Origin of the sequence: Blochmannia endosymbiont of Camponotus nipponensis, assembly GCF_009827135.1 — a bacterium.
GTDB lineage: Bacteria > Pseudomonadota > Gammaproteobacteria > Enterobacterales > Enterobacteriaceae > Blochmanniella.
This window is the reverse complement of sequence record NZ_CP046534.1, coordinates 721,285-739,007: the sequence shown is the minus strand read 5'-3', so window position 1 is coordinate 739,007 and position 17,723 is coordinate 721,285. Positions and strand designations below refer to the sequence as shown.

Annotated in this window: 12 protein-coding genes; 3 read left to right on the top strand and 9 right to left on the bottom strand. The window is 26.9% G+C overall.

What is annotated here, in order from left to right; genetic code table 11:
- Positions 1–39: 39 nt before the first annotated feature.
- The 6 genes from cmk to GN161_RS03310 all read right to left on the bottom strand — a co-directional run bounded on the left by cmk (position 40) and on the right by GN161_RS03310 (position 9,285).
- Positions 40–726 (bottom strand): (d)CMP kinase, encoded by a 687-nt coding sequence (gene cmk, locus GN161_RS03055; RefSeq protein ID WP_420021893.1) that lies wholly within the window; start codon positions 724–726, stop codon positions 40–42.
- A gap of 134 nt (positions 727–860) precedes the next feature.
- Complete coding sequence (gene aroA / locus GN161_RS03050; protein ID WP_159715424.1) at positions 861–2,159, bottom strand: 3-phosphoshikimate 1-carboxyvinyltransferase; 1,299 nt, start codon at positions 2,157–2,159, stop codon at positions 861–863.
- A 151-nt stretch (positions 2,160–2,310) separates the two neighbouring features.
- Positions 2,311–3,399, bottom strand: coding sequence for a 3-phosphoserine/phosphohydroxythreonine transaminase (gene serC, locus GN161_RS03045; RefSeq protein WP_159715422.1), 1,089 nt, complete (start codon positions 3,397–3,399; stop codon positions 2,311–2,313).
- Between the two features lie 359 nt (positions 3,400–3,758).
- Positions 3,759–5,045: a serine--tRNA ligase gene (gene serS / locus GN161_RS03040; protein ID WP_159715420.1), complete on the bottom strand. Its 1,287-nt coding sequence runs from the start codon at positions 5,043–5,045 to the stop codon at positions 3,759–3,761.
- Positions 5,046–6,170: 1,125 nt separating this feature from the next.
- Positions 6,171–6,788 (bottom strand): outer membrane lipoprotein periplasmic chaperone LolA, encoded by a 618-nt coding sequence (gene lolA, locus GN161_RS03035; RefSeq protein WP_159715418.1) that lies wholly within the window; start codon positions 6,786–6,788, stop codon positions 6,171–6,173.
- A 124-nt stretch (positions 6,789–6,912) separates the two neighbouring features.
- A complete protein-coding gene (locus GN161_RS03310) occupies positions 6,913–9,285 on the bottom strand; it encodes a DNA translocase FtsK (RefSeq protein WP_159715416.1) in 2,373 nt (790 codons plus the stop codon).
- A 642-nt stretch (positions 9,286–9,927) separates the two neighbouring features.
- On the opposite strand from GN161_RS03310, the gene trxB reads away from it, so the two are divergent.
- Positions 9,928–10,881: a thioredoxin-disulfide reductase gene (gene trxB / locus GN161_RS03025; protein ID WP_159715414.1), complete on the top strand. Its 954-nt coding sequence runs from the start codon at positions 9,928–9,930 to the stop codon at positions 10,879–10,881.
- 449 nt (positions 10,882–11,330) lie between these two features.
- Positions 11,331–11,549, top strand: coding sequence for a translation initiation factor IF-1 (gene infA, locus GN161_RS03020; protein ID WP_159715584.1), 219 nt, complete (start codon positions 11,331–11,333; stop codon positions 11,547–11,549).
- 130 nt (positions 11,550–11,679) lie between these two features.
- Here the strand turns inward: infA and GN161_RS03015 are convergent, their stop codons facing one another.
- Positions 11,680–13,716: a TonB-dependent copper receptor gene (locus GN161_RS03015; protein ID WP_236840092.1), complete on the bottom strand. Its 2,037-nt coding sequence runs from the start codon at positions 13,714–13,716 to the stop codon at positions 11,680–11,682.
- 715 nt (positions 13,717–14,431) lie between these two features.
- Here GN161_RS03015 and GN161_RS03010 point away from each other — a divergent pair.
- Positions 14,432–15,067 carry a winged helix-turn-helix domain-containing protein gene (locus GN161_RS03010; protein WP_159715412.1) on the top strand — a complete coding sequence of 212 codons (636 nt, stop codon included), beginning with the start codon at positions 14,432–14,434 and terminating at the stop codon, positions 15,065–15,067.
- A gap of 632 nt (positions 15,068–15,699) precedes the next feature.
- On the opposite strand, the gene GN161_RS03005 is transcribed toward GN161_RS03010, so the two are convergent.
- Together GN161_RS03005 and mntR are read right to left on the bottom strand one after the other, a co-directional pair.
- Positions 15,700–16,344: a transglycosylase SLT domain-containing protein gene (locus GN161_RS03005; RefSeq protein ID WP_159715410.1), complete on the bottom strand. Its 645-nt coding sequence runs from the start codon at positions 16,342–16,344 to the stop codon at positions 15,700–15,702.
- A gap of 332 nt (positions 16,345–16,676) precedes the next feature.
- Positions 16,677–17,141: a manganese-binding transcriptional regulator MntR gene (mntR, locus tag GN161_RS03000; protein ID WP_159715408.1), complete on the bottom strand. Its 465-nt coding sequence runs from the start codon at positions 17,139–17,141 to the stop codon at positions 16,677–16,679.
- Positions 17,142–17,723: the final 582 nt, after the last annotated feature.

Sequence of the window (17,723 nt, the reverse complement as noted above, 5' to 3'; positions counted from 1 at the left end):
TCACTATCCTTGATGATGAGTAGTATTATACAGCACTCTCTATGAGAATGCCATACTCTCTCTGATATACATAAGCACTTTAGATTTTACTTCTTCTGCAGACAAATAGGTAGAATCTAATATTAATGAGCCAAACGCAGGAGTCAAAGGGGCTGATCTTCGAGTATAATCACGTTCATCTCGTTCTCTTATTTGTGATAATAAAAGTTCAAAATTAACATTTAATTTTTTTTTCTGCAACTGATGTAATCTACGGCGCTCTCTTTCTTTAAAAGAGGCATAAAGAAAAATTTTTAATTTTGCATTAGGAAATACTACTGTTCCCATATCACGTCCATCAGCAATAAGCCCCGGACATTTACAAAATGTACGCTGATATCTTAATAAATTTTTACGTACTTGTGAAAAAGTAGCAATCTTAGATGCACAATTTCCTATAGTTTCTGTATAAATATCTTTTTTAATTTTTTTTCCATTAAATGATATAATAAAATTATTTTTGCTATTTATAAAAGTGATTTGTATCGTTTCAGTAAGTACTGCTACTTTTTCTTCATGATTAATATTAATTTTATTTTCTAAAACTACTGACGCTAAAACTCGATAAATAATTCCTGAATCTAATAGATTCCAACCAAGAATTTTTGCCAAACCTTTAGATAAGGTTCCTTTGCCTACTCCACTTGGCCCATCAATAGTAATAACCGGAAAAATATTATCCACAATTATCCCCTTATAATACAACTATCTTTATTATATCATGATGATAATTAAATTATTTTGAACATAAAACTTAATAATTGCAAATCCTCATGCGTGTAATTTTCATTATATATATACATCACATATTATATAAAATTTTATCGTAATATACTAATACTAGATAATTGTGTGAAAAAATCTGGAAAAGTTTTATAGGTACATTTAGGATTATGAATTATGATAGAAACATCTGATAATGCCGCTAAAGAAAAACACATCGCTATACGATGGTCATTATAAGTATGAATATAAGCTGATTTTATTTTAACTGGAGGGGTGATCTGTAAATAATCATAACCTTCTACTATTTTAGCTCCTAATTTTCGTAATTCAGAAGCCATAGCAGTTAATCGATCACTTTCCTTAATCCTCCAATTATAAATATTACGTAATATTGTAGGACCATTGTCAGTAAACAATGCAGTCGTAGCAAGAGTCATAGCTGCATCAGGAATATCATTAACATCTAGATCAATAGAATTAAGATGAGATCCACGAGCACATTCTATATAATTATCACCCCACGAAATATTTGCGCCCATCCTTTCTAAAATATCAGCAAGATAAATATCTCCTTGTTTACTATATCTTCCAACTCCTATCACTCGAACGGTGCCTCCTCGAATAGCTGACGCTGCTAAAAAATAAGAAGCACTTGACGCATCTCCTTCCACTAAATAATGCCCAGGTGATTGATATACTGTATTTCCTTTACAATGAAAAACACGGTAATTCTCATGTTCTATATTAATTCCAAAAATTTTCATAAGAGATAAAGTAATATCGATATATGGCTTAGATACTAATGCCCCATTTAATCTAATCAGAGTATCTCTAGGGGCTAATGGGGCCATCATAAGCATGGATGATAAAAATTGACTAGAAATATTTCCTTTAATAAAAATTTCGCCCCCATGATATCCTCCATACAATCGTACCGGAGGATAATTATTACGTTCTATATAATCAATATGCGCCCCTCCTTGTCTTAAGGCTTCTACTAAATGTAATATAGGTCTATCTTTCATACGTGGGTAACCAGTAAGGATAACATTTTGCATTTTTATAGATAATGCTGCAATAAGAGGTCTCATAACAGTTCCGGCGTTACCTAAAGATAAAATTAGTGGATTATTATTTTTTGATTGAAGTGCACCACCGATACCATTAATTTCACAAGTCTTTCTATTATTTGAAAGAGAATATGTCACGCCTAGATTATGTAATGCACTCAACATATAACGTACGTCATCACTATCTAATAAATTGGTTAATTGCGTGGTGCCTACAGACTGAGCTGCTAATAATAACGCTCGATTAGATATACTTTTAGAACCAGGAAGATAGATGGTCCCCTGTATTTTTTTAATAGGATCCAATTTGATAAAATCATTCACGCTCCACCCACTTTTTATATAAAATAAGCTTTATTTTTAAAAAATCAATTACTTATTTATCACTTTATAGTAACAATATATACTTAAATGTACGCAATGTTAATACATTACTTATATATATATATAAGATATCAAGCGCTACATATATAATTTATCTATATTTTTCAGAAAACAATTGCATAAATTCAACTAATTTTTGTACACCTTCTAACGTCATGGCGTTGTATAAAGATGCTCTCATACCTCCAGCTGTTCTATGTCCTTGTAATCCACATAATCCAAAACGTGTTGATTCTTTTAAAAAAAGATCATTTAATTTATTTTTTTTTAAAAAAAAGGGAATGTTCATACATGAACGATTAGATGGACTGATATTATTATAATAAAAATCATTAGAATCAATAGCTTTATATAAAAAAGCTGCTTTTTCTTTATTACGTTTATTAACTTCTTTCAATCCTCCTTGTTGTTTTAACCATTTAAATATCAAACTAGCTACATACCAAGACATAGTAACAGGCGTATTAAACATCGAACCATTATCAAATAAAATTTTATAATTTAAAATAGAAGGAACTGCTCGATTAGGTTCTTTCAATAAATCTTTTCTAATAATTATTACAGTTAAACCAGATATACCAATATTTTTTTGAGCAGCAGCATAAATTATACCAAAACGACTCACATTGATTGGACAAGAAAATAAAGTTGAAGAACAATCTGCTACTACTATCTTTTCTGGAAAACTTGGGGTTTCATATACAGCTATCCCATCGATAGTTTCATTAGGACAATAATGTATATAAATACTATTTGTAGAAACATTCCATTGAGACATCGGTTGAATATTATATAGTCTATTTTTTATTTTTATTACATTAATTACATGTGGATTACAATATTTTTTTGCTTCTGTTGCGGCACTATATGCCCAATATCCAGTATTTACATAATCAACATTGTCTGATGATTTTTCTAATAAATTCATAGGAACTGCCGAAAATTGCGCACGTGCTCCACCGTGACAAAATAAAACTGCGTAATTTTCTGGAATATCCAGCAGATCACATATATCTTTTTTTGCATCTTGTATTAATTGCAAAAATTCCAAACTGCGATGACTTATTTCCATCACAGATGCACCCATATTGTTCCAATTATATAATTCTTCTTTAATTTGTTTTAGTACCTGTTTTGGCAGCATTGCCGGACCTGCGCTAAAATTAAATATCTCATTCATTTCATGTTCAATCAGAAATACTTGAATTAATAAAAAACTGTATTTTGCGTAACAAATTGTTATAAAAAAGAAAAAATAGTAGCAACAACACCAAAAATTATATTTAATATGATATTAAATGACATATCTTCTTTAAATCTCTACTTAACGTGAAAAAAATTATTTAAAGAAACAACGACATTTTTTAATTTTATATACATAAAAATAGCACGTAAATAGAATGCATATATTCCCACTATTTTAAAAATCATCTAATTACTCATAGTGACCAATGTAACATATATATTTATTTAATTTAAATAAAAATAATAATGAAAAATATTAGATAAACCAATACAATATTTAAAAATATAGAACAATCAATTAATATGTGTCATACCATCCATATAAGGATATAACACCTCAGGAATCATTACACGTCCATCCTTTAATTGATAATTTTCTAGCACCGCTGCTAGTGCTCGACCTACTGCTACTCCAGAGGCATTTAAAGTATGCAATAATTTCTTTTTTTTGTGTCCCTTTCTTTTATAGCGCGCTCTTATACGACGTGCTTGAAAATCTCCAACATTTGAGCAAGAAGAAACCTCACAATAAGTATTGTGAGCTGGTAACCAGACTTCTAAATCATATGTCTTACAAGAAGAAAATCCAATATTTCCTGTACATAATAATATTTTTCGATATGGTAATTTAAGTAAACGCAATACCTGTTCTGCATGATTAGTTATTTCCTCTAATATTTGCATAGATTTATCTGGATGTACTACTTGAACTATTTCAATTTTATCAAATTGATGCATCCTAATCAATCCACGGGTGTTATGACCATATGATCCAGCTTCAGAACGGAAACATGGAGTATGAGCAACCATCTTAATGGGTAATTCTTTTTCATCAAGAATTACGTCACGAACTAAATTTACTAATGGCACTTCAGCAGTAGGTATTAATGTGTAAGGTTTAACCTCAGATTGTAAACATTGAATATGAAACAAATCTTCATAAAATTTTGGTAATTGACCTGCACCATATAAAGATTCTTCATTTACTATATATGGTAGGTAGTATTCTTCATATCCATGATGTTTAATATGCAAATCTATCATAAACTGAGATAAAGCACGATGCAAATGCGCTATCTGTCCTTTCATTACAATAAAACGTGATCCGGTTAATTTTGTTGCATCAGAAAAATTTAAACCATTCGCTAATAAACCCAGTTCTACATGATCTCTTACAGGAAAATCAAATTGACCTAAAGTACCCCAACGCAGCACTTCTAAATCATCTTGATCTCTTAATCCATACGGTACTTGATCATTCGGAATATTTGGTAAAGATAATTCATAGTGTCTTATTTTTTCCTGCAATGTCTTATGTTCAAGTTTAAGTAAATTTAATTTTTTTCCTAACAGATATGCTTCTTGACATAAATATTCCACATTTTCTCCATGAGATTTAGATATTCCTATGATTTTAGCTTTAGCTTTACGTGCAGTTTGTAAACTTTCAATTTTTTTTTGTAAAATTTTACGTAAATTATCTTGTTGACGAAATTGATTAGTATTCAGTATAAAATTTCTACGAGCAAGCTGTTTAGCAACTAAATCAATATTACTACGTAATAAATCAGGATCAAGCATTTTTAACCTATACTATCTATTTTATCATGTACTAATTTAGTAGTAACATATGTTAATTATCACTTCAGTTCATCATCAATTATAACAATCTATATTAGATCTATATTTATTTTACACCAAATTCATCATACAATTACACTTTATGCATATAAAATAGTATTATTTTCTATACTGATGCATTTCTTATAAAAATAGTAGTTCATGTTCTTTATACTAATACTGTTTTTTCAAAAAAAAAACACACAACCATTCCTATTATAAATAGGAAACACATCATTATATATTTCATATATTCATTATTTTACAATTTGTAAAATATACAGATTAATTATATTTGTAAAGTAACTATATACGCTATATATAATATATAGCGTATATAGTTACTTTACAAATATAATTAATTGTTAAAAACATTCTAACAAAAAATAATGCTTATTACAAATAATTTATTATAACACATCCTCTCTATATTTTTAGAAAGTTGAAATACGATAAATGTAATAATACTAAAATGTTTTAAATAAAATAGATTAGTCTTATATGCGAGCTAATATACAAATTATATATAATAGTTTATCTTCAGTAAAATTAATATCAAAAAAAATACATTAAAGCCACGGTACATATTTAAACGCAAATATTTGAATATCATCTACTTTTATACTTTTTATAATCAATAATTATTTAAAATAATTTAAATAATTTCTTTGAATCTTCATGAAATAATAAATTCATATTAATATACAAAAACTTTTAATTTAATATATATATATTTTATATTAATAATGATATATGAAGTATCTTTAAATACTATACTAAAATAGTGGCTTTTATTAGAATACCGTTTGAATTATTTATATCTCGCGATAATATAGCAACTAAAATAGCTTACTATTGTATAAACTTAAACAATAGCATTATTCATAATATTTTACATGATGAAAATAATGTGTTTAAATCACTACTAACAATGTGTTCAATAAATTTATTAAATACAATATTTGTTCATATAATGTATATTGTATGAAATTCAACCTAGTGTTGCTTGATATGATTTTTTATTTTTGTACAAAATAGTAATTTTATACACATGCAATAGAATACAGGTTAATTAACTATCAAGCACTATTTGCGTTGCTCGTCTAGTTGAATATCTTCCGACAAAACAAAATAAAACTTTTTTATGTCAATTATGTTATTATTTTGCTCTGATAAATTATAATCCACACGCTGTCCTTGTTTTTCAATAAAGCTAAACCCCTTAATTGTACCACAATCAGTTATTTCAATCCTGTATTCTTTTAAAGAAATATCATTATGTATTGGTATTAAAGAAAAAAAATCTTCTTGTTGAAATACATTATAATCGTCCCATTTATACATATTCTCATTAGAAAATAACATAAAAAAAATGTTATTAGAAAAGTTCTTTAACCAATATGTAGTAACTTGTTTGAGAGAAGGAATATAAAACCAAAGCGTTTTTCCATCAGATATCAAAAAGTTCTCTTCGGGAGATATCATATGCCAATTAAATAAATTAGGACATTTTACCCATAGTTCTCCGTAAGCTTCTAACAACATATTACTATCAGCATCAATTACTTTTTGAATGAAATGCGCGTAAAAATTGTTTATTTTTTTTAGGCGATTCTGCAATACACAAACAGATATATCATTAGCCACTACTGCAATCACCACAACAACATTAAAAAAAAGAGCGTATATTACTCGTTTAAACATTTATAGTTAATTATTCTCCCATTATTATATTTTATTCATATAAATGCATAATAAAAGTTGTATATCTGAACATACACATAATAATCCTATGCATATTACAATAATTCTTATTGTATAGAAAAGATTATAAACTAACTATCTGATTTTTCCAAAAATCAACTACCGCATGTATTTCCTGATCTTCTACGAAAGCTCCATGCACTCGAGTAGATATAGAAGAATTGGGGCCTAAATATAACATGTCACCCATACCTAATAAAGATTCTGCTCCGGATTGACCAAGAATAGTACGAGAATCTATTTTACTTGATACAGTAAAAGCTACACGCGCTGGAATATTTGCTTTAATGACTCCGGTAATCACATTGACTGATGGTCTTTGCGTGGCTAATATTACATGAATACCAGCAGCACGAGCTTTTTGTGTTAAACGAATTACTAATTCTTCTACTTTTTTGGTGGTAGTTATCATTAAATCTGAAAATTCATCTATAATAATTACAATATAAGGTAATTTTTCTAATGTATCAGAAAATGCAGAACTATCATTAATGTATTTACTCATAACATTGTTTGCAGTAAATCTCTTAGAATGATTTTTTTTTAAATGGTTATTATAATTTTCCAAATTTCGAACACCAAGCATAGCCATCAATTTATAACGACGTTCCATTTCTTTTATACACCATTGCAATACTTCATATACTTCTTGCGTATCAGTAATAACTTGTTTTAAAAGATGAGGAATACCTGAATATATAGATAATTCTAAAATCTTGGGATCAATCATAATAAAAGACACTTCTTCCGGTGTAGCCTTATATAAAATGCTAATAATCATAGCATTAATTCCCACAGATTTACCTGATCCAGTTGTTCCAGCAACTAATAAATGCGGCATAGATTTAAGATCCACAATAAATGGTTGTCCAGATATATCTTTACCCAAAACCAACGCTAATGGAGTATTAATTTTTTTAAACTGTTGCGAATTAATTATATCCCCTAAATATACCGTATTGCGTTTTTTATTAGGTATTTCTAATCCAACATATGATGTACCAGAAATTACCTCTACCACTCTCACAGAAGTGGTATATAAAACACGAGCTAAATCACGCGATAAATTAGAAATTTTTGATGATTTTATGCCGGGTGATAAATTTAGTTCAAATCGAGTAATTACTGGCCCGGGAACAATATTTGCTACATTTGCTTTAATATGATATTCTAATAATTTCGATTCTAATAAATGAGCAATTTTTTTTAATTCTAAAAAATCCGTTGTTTTTTCTGAAGAAGATGTAGTTAATAAGTCTACGTCGGGAAAAATAACGGCACGATCATTACAATATGACTTTCGATATACTGCAGAAACTTCTTTATGTTGAAACAGAGGTATATTGCGTTTTATGTTTTTATTTATAAATACAGGTATTTTCCTTTTGTGATGCTTATCATTAATGCATACTGTATTCGAATCATATATCAATGACATATTAATATTTTGTTCTTTTTTCTCGAAACAACATATATTATAATTATTAGAAAATTTTTTATCGTACTTATCAGTTTTTATATTATAATTATTTCGTTTATAAAAAACATTATTCATATATTTTATTTGATAATAATCACGACCTTTCTTACTAGTATATAACTTAATACGAGATAGCAGACTCTTAATAATATTAAGAACTCGGCTAAATATTTGCACTAATGAAACGCATTTAACTTTAATAAAAATATTTTTTAAAATAAGAACAAATGTTTTCATAAATTCTTTAATTTTCTCAACAGTATCATAAATTGTATGTGTGTTTAATAAATTATTTTCTGAATTTTTCAAAAAATTAGATTTTTTTGTGGATAAAGTTAATGGATAGATACTACATGTATCACATGATTCTTGATTATTAATTTGACATCGTTGTTTTTTTTCACAAAAAAACAACGATGTCAAATAGTATGAATAATAAAATAATTGTTTCTTGATAGTTCTTAAAAGCACCAAAAAAAATCTATTGAAAAATATCATAACATCAGCAATTCCAATCAATAAAAATAAAATTAAATTAGTAGGATAAGTTATTTTTTCAAAAGATGAAATAAAATCATGCGTTACGCTGCCTACTATACCACCAGAAGAAAAATAAAAAAAATTATCAATAGTCAAATGAGCTAATCCGCAACACACAAATAATAGTACTAATATACCCATTAATTTAAATAAAAAAATAAAAGTAGTAATATGAACGTCTCGTGCATAAATTTTCCAAAGATAAAATAACATAAACAATGGAATCATATAAGCTGGAATACCAAAAATAAAAAATAAGAAATCAGAGATTTTTGCCCCCAATATACCTCCAACATTATGAATTGATCCATTCCACGTCATCTGTAACCATCCAGGATCTGCAGGATTGAAAGTAATTAATATAATAATTAAATATAATAAAATTATGCTTATACCAATCAATATAAAATGAATCACATAATATTCCTTACTTAAATATTTGGATAAAATTTATTAAATTTAATATCCCCTTTTTATATTGAGTATTCTTACTTAGAATAAATAATAACATTTTAATTTGTATAAATAATTACAATGATAACAACTTATATTAATTCAGTAATTTATATACATGTTGAACCAACAACATATTCAAAATATTATTTCAAAATTATATATATGTATCGGACAAATATTCATTTGTATCTAACAAAAGTTAAAAAAATACTGTTAAATTTTGTATAAAACACTTGCTGTATATTACAAGTATGTCTTATAATGTGTTATTTGTTATGTATGATCTTAATATTAGTTGTATAAATTTAATTATATCATTAAACATCTATATGTTTTGCTACGATTCTTATTCTCAATCATACAAAAAAATTAAATGTTTAACCACATATTAGTATTGTTAAAAAATATATTTAATGTTAATAAAAAATAAATATATTCATATAACTAAAATGAATTATTATTTTTAGCATACTTATAACTTATTTTTTACATCAATTTTAATTTTTAAAAAACATTAAATATCAAAAAAATCAATACTTAATGCAATATACAGAAGCAATATATGCATTTTGTTTGAATGAGATATGAGGAGGTAAAACAATTATGGTAATGAAAAAACACTGTAAATTACTTATATTAGGAGCAGGACCTGCCGGGTATACTGCAGCGATTTATGCTGCACGAGCCAACTTAAAACCTGTACTAGTTACTGGATTAGAAATAGGAGGTCAACTCAGTACTACTACATATATTGAAAATTGGCCTGGAGATGCAAAAAATCTTACCGGACCTACATTGATGGATCGTATGAACACACATGCCACTTCTTTACATACAGAAATTATTTCTGATCATATTTTAAAAGTAAATTTCAAAAAATATCCTTTTTGTTTGTATGGTAATGTCTATAAATATACGTGCGATGCTTTAATTATAAGTACAGGAGGATATGCTCGCAAACTTGGAATACCTTCTGAAGAAAAATATAGAGGAAAAGGTGTATCTTCATGTGCTACTTGCGATGGATTTTTTTTTAATAAACAAATTGTTGCAGTAGTTGGTGGTGGTAATACGGCAGTGGAGGAAAGTTTATATTTATCTAACATTGCCTCTGAGGTTCATATTATCCATCGTCGTGATAAATTTAGTGCAGAAAAAATATTAATTAATAGACTGATGCATAAAGTGAAAACCGGTAATATTTTTTTACATACTAACCATATTGTTAAGGAAATATTAGGTAATGACACAGATGTCACCGGTATATGTGTAAAAAACATAATACAAAACAAGGAATATATAATAATCGTTCAAGGTGTATTTATTGCTATCGGTTATAACCCTAATACTTCTATTTTCAATGATCAACTTGTATTAGATAATGGATACATTCGTATACAATCTGGCACAAATGGTAACGTAACAGCTACTTCCATTTCTGGTATATTTGCAGCAGGAGACGTTATGGATCATATCTATCGTCAAGCCATCACCGCTGCTGGCTCAGGTTGCATGGCAGCAATAGATGCTGAACGCTATTTATCCACTGCAGATTAATACACTTTTAAGAAGCTATAATAATTATTATAGCACTTAAATGATTATCTGGTCACTTTCAAAATAAAATATATAATTATTTTTATTTAAAAAATTGAAAACAAACATAAATATCTTATCAATATATTTTTTTTGAATACTATTTCATACATAAAATAGTGATATGAATCTATATTCACCATGCAACATATACGTTGATTATATTAAAGTCTACATATATATATCGATACCATAAAAAAGAGATTCATATTAAATATGAATATATGCATATGTTCAAAAATAAAATATCATAAAAATATATAATAACTATATATAACAAAAATATTGCTTTTATAAACTTTTATTAAAAATTAAGATATTAAATGAGTCGCATGCATTAAACTTTAATACTTGATTAACTAATATATTATGATATAATTTCAATTATTGTTAATTTGTTAGAGATAATGATGACAAAAGAAGAAAATTTCGAAATGCATGGTGTAGTATTAGATACTTTACCTAATACAATGTTTCGTGTAAAATTAGAAAATGGACACATCATTGTGGCACATATTTCCGGAAAAATAAGAAAAAACTATATTCGCATATTGACGGGAGATAAAGTAACAGTTGAACTTACACCATACGATTTAAGCAAAGGAAGAATTATTTTTCGCAGTAGATAATCAAAATTTCCAAAATATATGCGCAATTAACCTAATCTCTAAATATATTCTCTGACAATTATACTACCGACAACAATAAAACTCTTTTATTTATCTATGAACCTGTTGTCCATTATCGCCTCTTTTTTATTTAGAATATCATCCCTACTTTAACCCACCAAGTACGTCCTGGTTCATAAATTAACTTTCTATCAGGATATCCAAATCGTTTATGAATATGTGAACTCAAGTATTCTCTATAATTATGATTTAATAAATTATCTACACCAACGCTAAATTTATAAAATCGAGAACTCGTCCATGCTAGATGTACGGATAATATTCCAAAACCTGGGGTATTACAATTTATTCTTGTATGGAACCACTCATTATTATTAGACTGTTGTGCTAACATAAACCTCCATAAAGTAGCTATACTGTAATATCCGTGTGTCCATTGACATGTTATTTTCCCTTCCAATGGAGGAATTGTAGGCAAAATAAAATTATCGTTTATATTAACGCCCCAAGCCCATGAAATATTGCCTTCAGTACTCCAATGATCATTAAATTTATAATTTAATCCTGCTTCAGCGCCACATATTTTAACATGAGTGTTTTTTGCATAATTAGTATCATCTGATGTGGTAGCATGATTATTGTAATCAGATAAAATAAAATCTTTAACATACCCAACATAAGATGATATCCATCCGTTTGTTTGTAGATGCTGAAAATATACTCCTGTATCTATTTGTATGGATCTTTCAGGTTTTAATTGAAAAATATTTTCAATATTAAGATTTTCACCCAATTTAGTAGAAAATAATTCCCAGTAATCTGGAAAACGAAAGCTTGTTCCCACACCAATATAATACGACAATAATGGATTAACATTATTTTCATATCGTATAAATCCAGCAGGATATACTATAGCATTTCGTTTATACTTAGAATGATTATTAAAATTAATTACACCATATTCCAGTCGCGCGCCGCCAACTAATCTTCTATCTGACAACGAATCAACAATCAATTCGGTAAATACACCAGTATCTTGAGAAATAATATCTGTTTTCCAATTAGCATCAGATTGTGCGTATTTTCTATGTTTATTAATTTGTAGATCCGCACCACTGTAACACTTAATATTATCCCACTGAGACACAGCGATACCTCGAACCCCCCATATCAATCGATCAATATTGTTATTGAAATTTTCACTGAAACCACAACATTTTTTAGTAGAAGATTTTGTAATATAAGGTATAGTAGTATCAGCCATAATATGGTTTACATAATTGCGCCATGCTTGCAATTCAATTTTATCTAATGTTTCACTTATATTCGAAGTTTCTATTTTTATTGCATAACTTTCTCTAGCAAAACATAACCCATCCATAGATCGAGCAGCATAATTTGCATGACCATTGCCTTGTCCCAAACTAACTTCCAAACATGTGTCCGTACCAATATTGAATGATAAAATTGCATCAGCATTCCATTTATACCATGCAGAATGTACTCGGTGTTTATTACCATCATAATAATCATCCGCACTAGAAACCTCTCCTATTAATCTAAGATAACCATATTTATTCCCTATGATACTATCTATATTTTTATCCATTCTATTATTTGCGCCAATTGCTACATTGCTACGTAATTGAATTTTTGATCTATCAAAACGAGGATGATATCGTTCAAATTGTAATGTACCTCCAGATGTTACAGGACCCCATAGTACCGTTTGAGGGCCCTTAATAATATTTAAAATATCAAAAGTGTTTGGAGAAATATAAGCACTAACAGGATCCATGTGAGAAAAACAAGCTCCAAGTATTTCACCACTATTCATCAAAATACGTATCCGAGACCCAAACATTCCACGAAATGTTGGTTCGTTATTTACTCCTCCGTTACGAATAGAATTAAAACCAACAATATTTTTTAAATAATCAGACATATCAGTTACATAAAACGATTGCAAAAATTTTGAGGGAGAAGAGGTAAAAATTAATGGAGAATTTTTTGGTAAAATAATAGTTACGATATCGTCGTGCACTTTTTCTTGTAATAATATAGGCAAATTTTGTATATCATCAGACACCGATACGGAAACTTCCTCGGATCTACCGTGAAATGATGCATCGTTTGAATTAGCTTGAGTATGATTAACAATCAACATAATCAATGTGAAATATATTATAAATAACATTATATGAATTAATATTTTAAAATATAAAAAATACACCATACACCATACATCATATACCATATACATGATATTTATAACTATTACATGTTTTCAACATACTCATACAATCATCACAATTATACTGGTCATTAATTTTTTTCAATAAAAATCATATAAATCAATGATACTAACAACATCAATTGAAACCATATATAGCTAAACATGCATTTTTGCAGTATTTACAAATATCATGATACTTTAAAAAATCAAATTATTATATATAACATTAAATTAAAAATATTATCTTAACACTAATGGAGACTTACAATACTTATTATTCTGTGCTCAACTAAAGTTTAATTAACGCATACTATTCAATTTAACGCTAAAATTGATTGAATAATAATTTATATATCATTGGCGTACTAACATATATAATATGTATCATTTTATATTTCTCCTGAAACAATACATGTACTAACATGCTAGCTTTTTTATGGTATGGTATTATACTATCTGAAATAAATTGTAAAACTACCATAATCTAAAATAATATAATTAAAATCATGTTAAAGCAAATTTTCATAATAAAATACTTTTTATAGTTTTTATATATTTCAATTAAAAAATAATATTATTTAAATTTTATATAAACAACTGACATGAATCTGACTTTGTCAATTTACAGTTCATATAGAGTAACTAAATGAAATATGTAATTCAATCTACCATAATATTTGACACTACAGAATATGTTTTAACATCATTAACTGATTCTAATACATCAGTAAAATTGTCTAATTCTGCTGGACGGGTATTAGAAGAACTAATTAAACAACGGAATACTGATGTTTGCGCGCCAGTTACTCGAGAACACTTGTTTTCAATCGTTTGGAGAGCTTATGGACTTGAACCATCTAATGGAAACTTAAATCAACAAATTAGTTTAATAAGAAAAACTTTTACTTCTTTTGGATTAGAAGCTTCGTCTATTGTAACAATTCCTAAACGAGGATTAAGATTAAATAATCAATTAATTATAGAAAAAATTAATGAAGATCAACTCTACATATCCTCTCCTCTGAAAAAAACTGAGGATCAAAACAATCACTCGTCATCACCTATTCTGATCAACATAAAAAATCAGGTAAAATATATAATGAATTTAACAATAATGCTTATAATTTTATTAAGCATCGGTTTAGCATACTTATATACTAAAAAAGATCGTATTAAATTATATTGTTGCAAAGAAATAAACTCATGCAATATTTGTACCTTTCATCCAGAAGTAGGATTTGAATGCAGTGACTGTACTATGCAATGTACTGAAATTACATGACATAAATCAAATATCAAACTAACTAACATGAAAATTTAAGTTATCCCAATGTTCCCGTTATAACAATTACCTAACTTAAATACTTATAACCGAAACATTTGCTGATAATATATTAAAAATATATAGTCAAAATAATATATATATACATATATATATTATTTGTTTCAGAAACAACTATTATAATATAAAGCATTCATTAATAAATTTATGAAAAAATCAATTTAATCAAATTTACTCTTCCCTTTTTATTAAAATTTAACAACTCGCAAATTACAATAGTTAATAACCATATATTTATCAATTTTTATATATAAAATGATCTACAACTTGTAATTAATTTTTAATTAAACCACATAATAACAAAGTATCCTGATATTTTAACATGATTATCACCCATTTAAATGGATCAGAATAACCATTCATTAATCTTAAATATTCTATTGACATCTTTTTACCATTTATTACGATAATGACAGTAATCAAATATATTGATACCCATTAAAGTTAGATATAAAAATTAACTACAATCAATAAACATATTAATAATTATGCTTCATCAAATAATTATCACCATATATATGCTCGTAAAAATTTTATTAAAAGCATTAATATCAAATACATCATTATTATAATTAATTCTGTTCAATATAAATAGAATTAACTTTAAATAAATAACGTTGTGCTTGTGTAGATGGATGATGAGATTGTATATGTTGGAAAAATTGTTCTGGATTAAGTCTATTTATTTTCTTGATTGCATAATTGCGATCAATAGAAAATGTTTTTAACAATGCACTTACACCGTTCACATAAGCAACAATTATAGCGTAACGTCTGGTTTTTAAATTAATAATTCCTTCTAATTGTTTTTGCAATATAGATAAATAAGCAGTACCAAGATCAATATTAATAGCAGCATTTTTTAATTCATGAATACTAGGCTTTCCTTTCCATCCTTTCAAACGATAAGCATCTTTTCCTGCAGTATCCGCTTTAAGCTGCATCAAACCCACAGCATTAGATTTACTAATTACAGTAGGATCGTAATTAGATTCTACTTGAATGATAGCTTTTACTAAAGAAGCGTCTACTCCATAATTCATAGCACAACGATGAATGTAATCATTATATATAGATGGTGTAATTCGTTTAGAAGAATAAATAATCGCGTACTTTGAATCAGTATATAATGTTCGTCCAATGTTTTCTTCAACGTTTCTCTGCGCACAAGCCGTTAAGAATAAAATGCCAACCGAATATATTATATAAATCTTCATAATTTCATGATTTTTATAATCAAAATATATACTTCTTCATAAAAATTATCATGCAAAAGCGATGCCTTTATTCTGGAAAATTAATTCCTTGTAATTTTAATAATTAAAATATGCAGAGATATTTATTTATATATACTATATATAAATAAATAATAATTTATATTTACATTTTTATTATAGTAAACGATATATGTAAAGTTGATATTAAAAAATCTAAAAAACATAACTTTACTATATAACGTAAGATATCTCATTTTTAATGAGATAAAGATTAATATAAATTAAATATATATATATATATATTTATTATATAATTATTTAACTAAATTTAGTTATCTATTGAAGCGATCAGAAAATTGACTAAATGCTAGTAATGTTTCATTGCTAACATGATGTTCAATACCTTCTGCGTCTCTTTGAGCAATTTTTTTATTAATGCCTAAAGCCATTAGAAAAGTTTTTACAATTTTGTGTCGTATATGATTTTCTTTAGCTAACTGTTTTCCTTGTATTGTCAAAGACACTCCACGATAGCGTGCATGTTTAACTAATGAAGAAGCAATTAATTTCTTCAGCATTTTTGCTACTGTTGGTTGTGTTACTCCCAGTCTTAATGCTAACTCTACTTGACGCGCTTCTCCGTATTCTTGAATCAAATCTGCAATCAACTCAATATAATCATCAATAAGTTCACGACGATGCGCCGCTCTAACCTGAACAAATCCTTGTAAATTATCTGTCTTTTTTATGATCCGCGTTAGATCATTGGATAACACTTTTATATCATTTTTAGTCATAAAAATCTCATTTTTTACATGTATAAACAATAACATTTTTTATCAATAAATATATCAAAATATATATATAACATAATGTACATTACATATTTCATACTGAAAATCATGATATATAAAACATAAAAAATAAATATAAATATATTATTATAGCATTGAGTTTTTAAATAAAACATTGTATATATACTAGATATATTTTGTATATATTTCAAAAGAATAATTGAGCTCAAAAATTTATATTTATCTATCCTATTCTATCCATATAAAAGATACAAAATAATAATACATAACATATATTTAAAATTAAAAAATCAAGTTTATAATATATGCTAATTTAATATATATATATATTTACATTAAAAACTTGCAAATAACTATAATTTAATTTTCTTTTTTTTGAAAACACTATATCATCAACCTCATAACGTAAATGAAATTTTTCAATTTTCATATTTTATACACATAAAAGTACTTAATTTTTTAAAACATGTATTTTTGTATATGTATTATGAACATATAAATTGTTCCAAATAAATAATGTACCGTACATTTACATAATGAAATCTTTTTTAAATATAAATTTTT

Bases quoted from the DNA above. Each gene is read 5' to 3' on its own strand.
- lolA (WP_159715418.1), bottom strand. From the start codon at position 6,788: ATGTTTAAACGAGTAATATACGCTCTTTTTTTTAATGTTGTTGTGGTG.
- infA (WP_159715584.1), top strand. From the start codon at position 11,331: ATGACAAAAGAAGAAAATTTCGAAATGCATGGTGTAGTATTAGATACT.
- serS (WP_159715420.1), bottom strand. From the start codon at position 5,045: ATGCTTGATCCTGATTTATTACGTAGTAATATTGATTTAGTTGCTAAA.
- GN161_RS03015 (WP_236840092.1), bottom strand. From the start codon at position 13,716: ATGTTGATTGTTAATCATACTCAAGCTAATTCAAACGATGCATCATTT.
- serC (WP_159715422.1), bottom strand. From the start codon at position 3,399: ATGAATGAGATATTTAATTTTAGCGCAGGTCCGGCAATGCTGCCAAAA.
- mntR (WP_159715408.1), bottom strand. From the start codon at position 17,141: ATGACTAAAAATGATATAAAAGTGTTATCCAATGATCTAACGCGGATC.
- GN161_RS03005 (WP_159715410.1), bottom strand. From the start codon at position 16,344: ATGAAGATTTATATAATATATTCGGTTGGCATTTTATTCTTAACGGCT.
- trxB (WP_159715414.1), top strand. From the start codon at position 9,928: ATGGTAATGAAAAAACACTGTAAATTACTTATATTAGGAGCAGGACCT.
- GN161_RS03010 (WP_159715412.1), top strand. From the start codon at position 14,432: ATGAAATATGTAATTCAATCTACCATAATATTTGACACTACAGAATAT.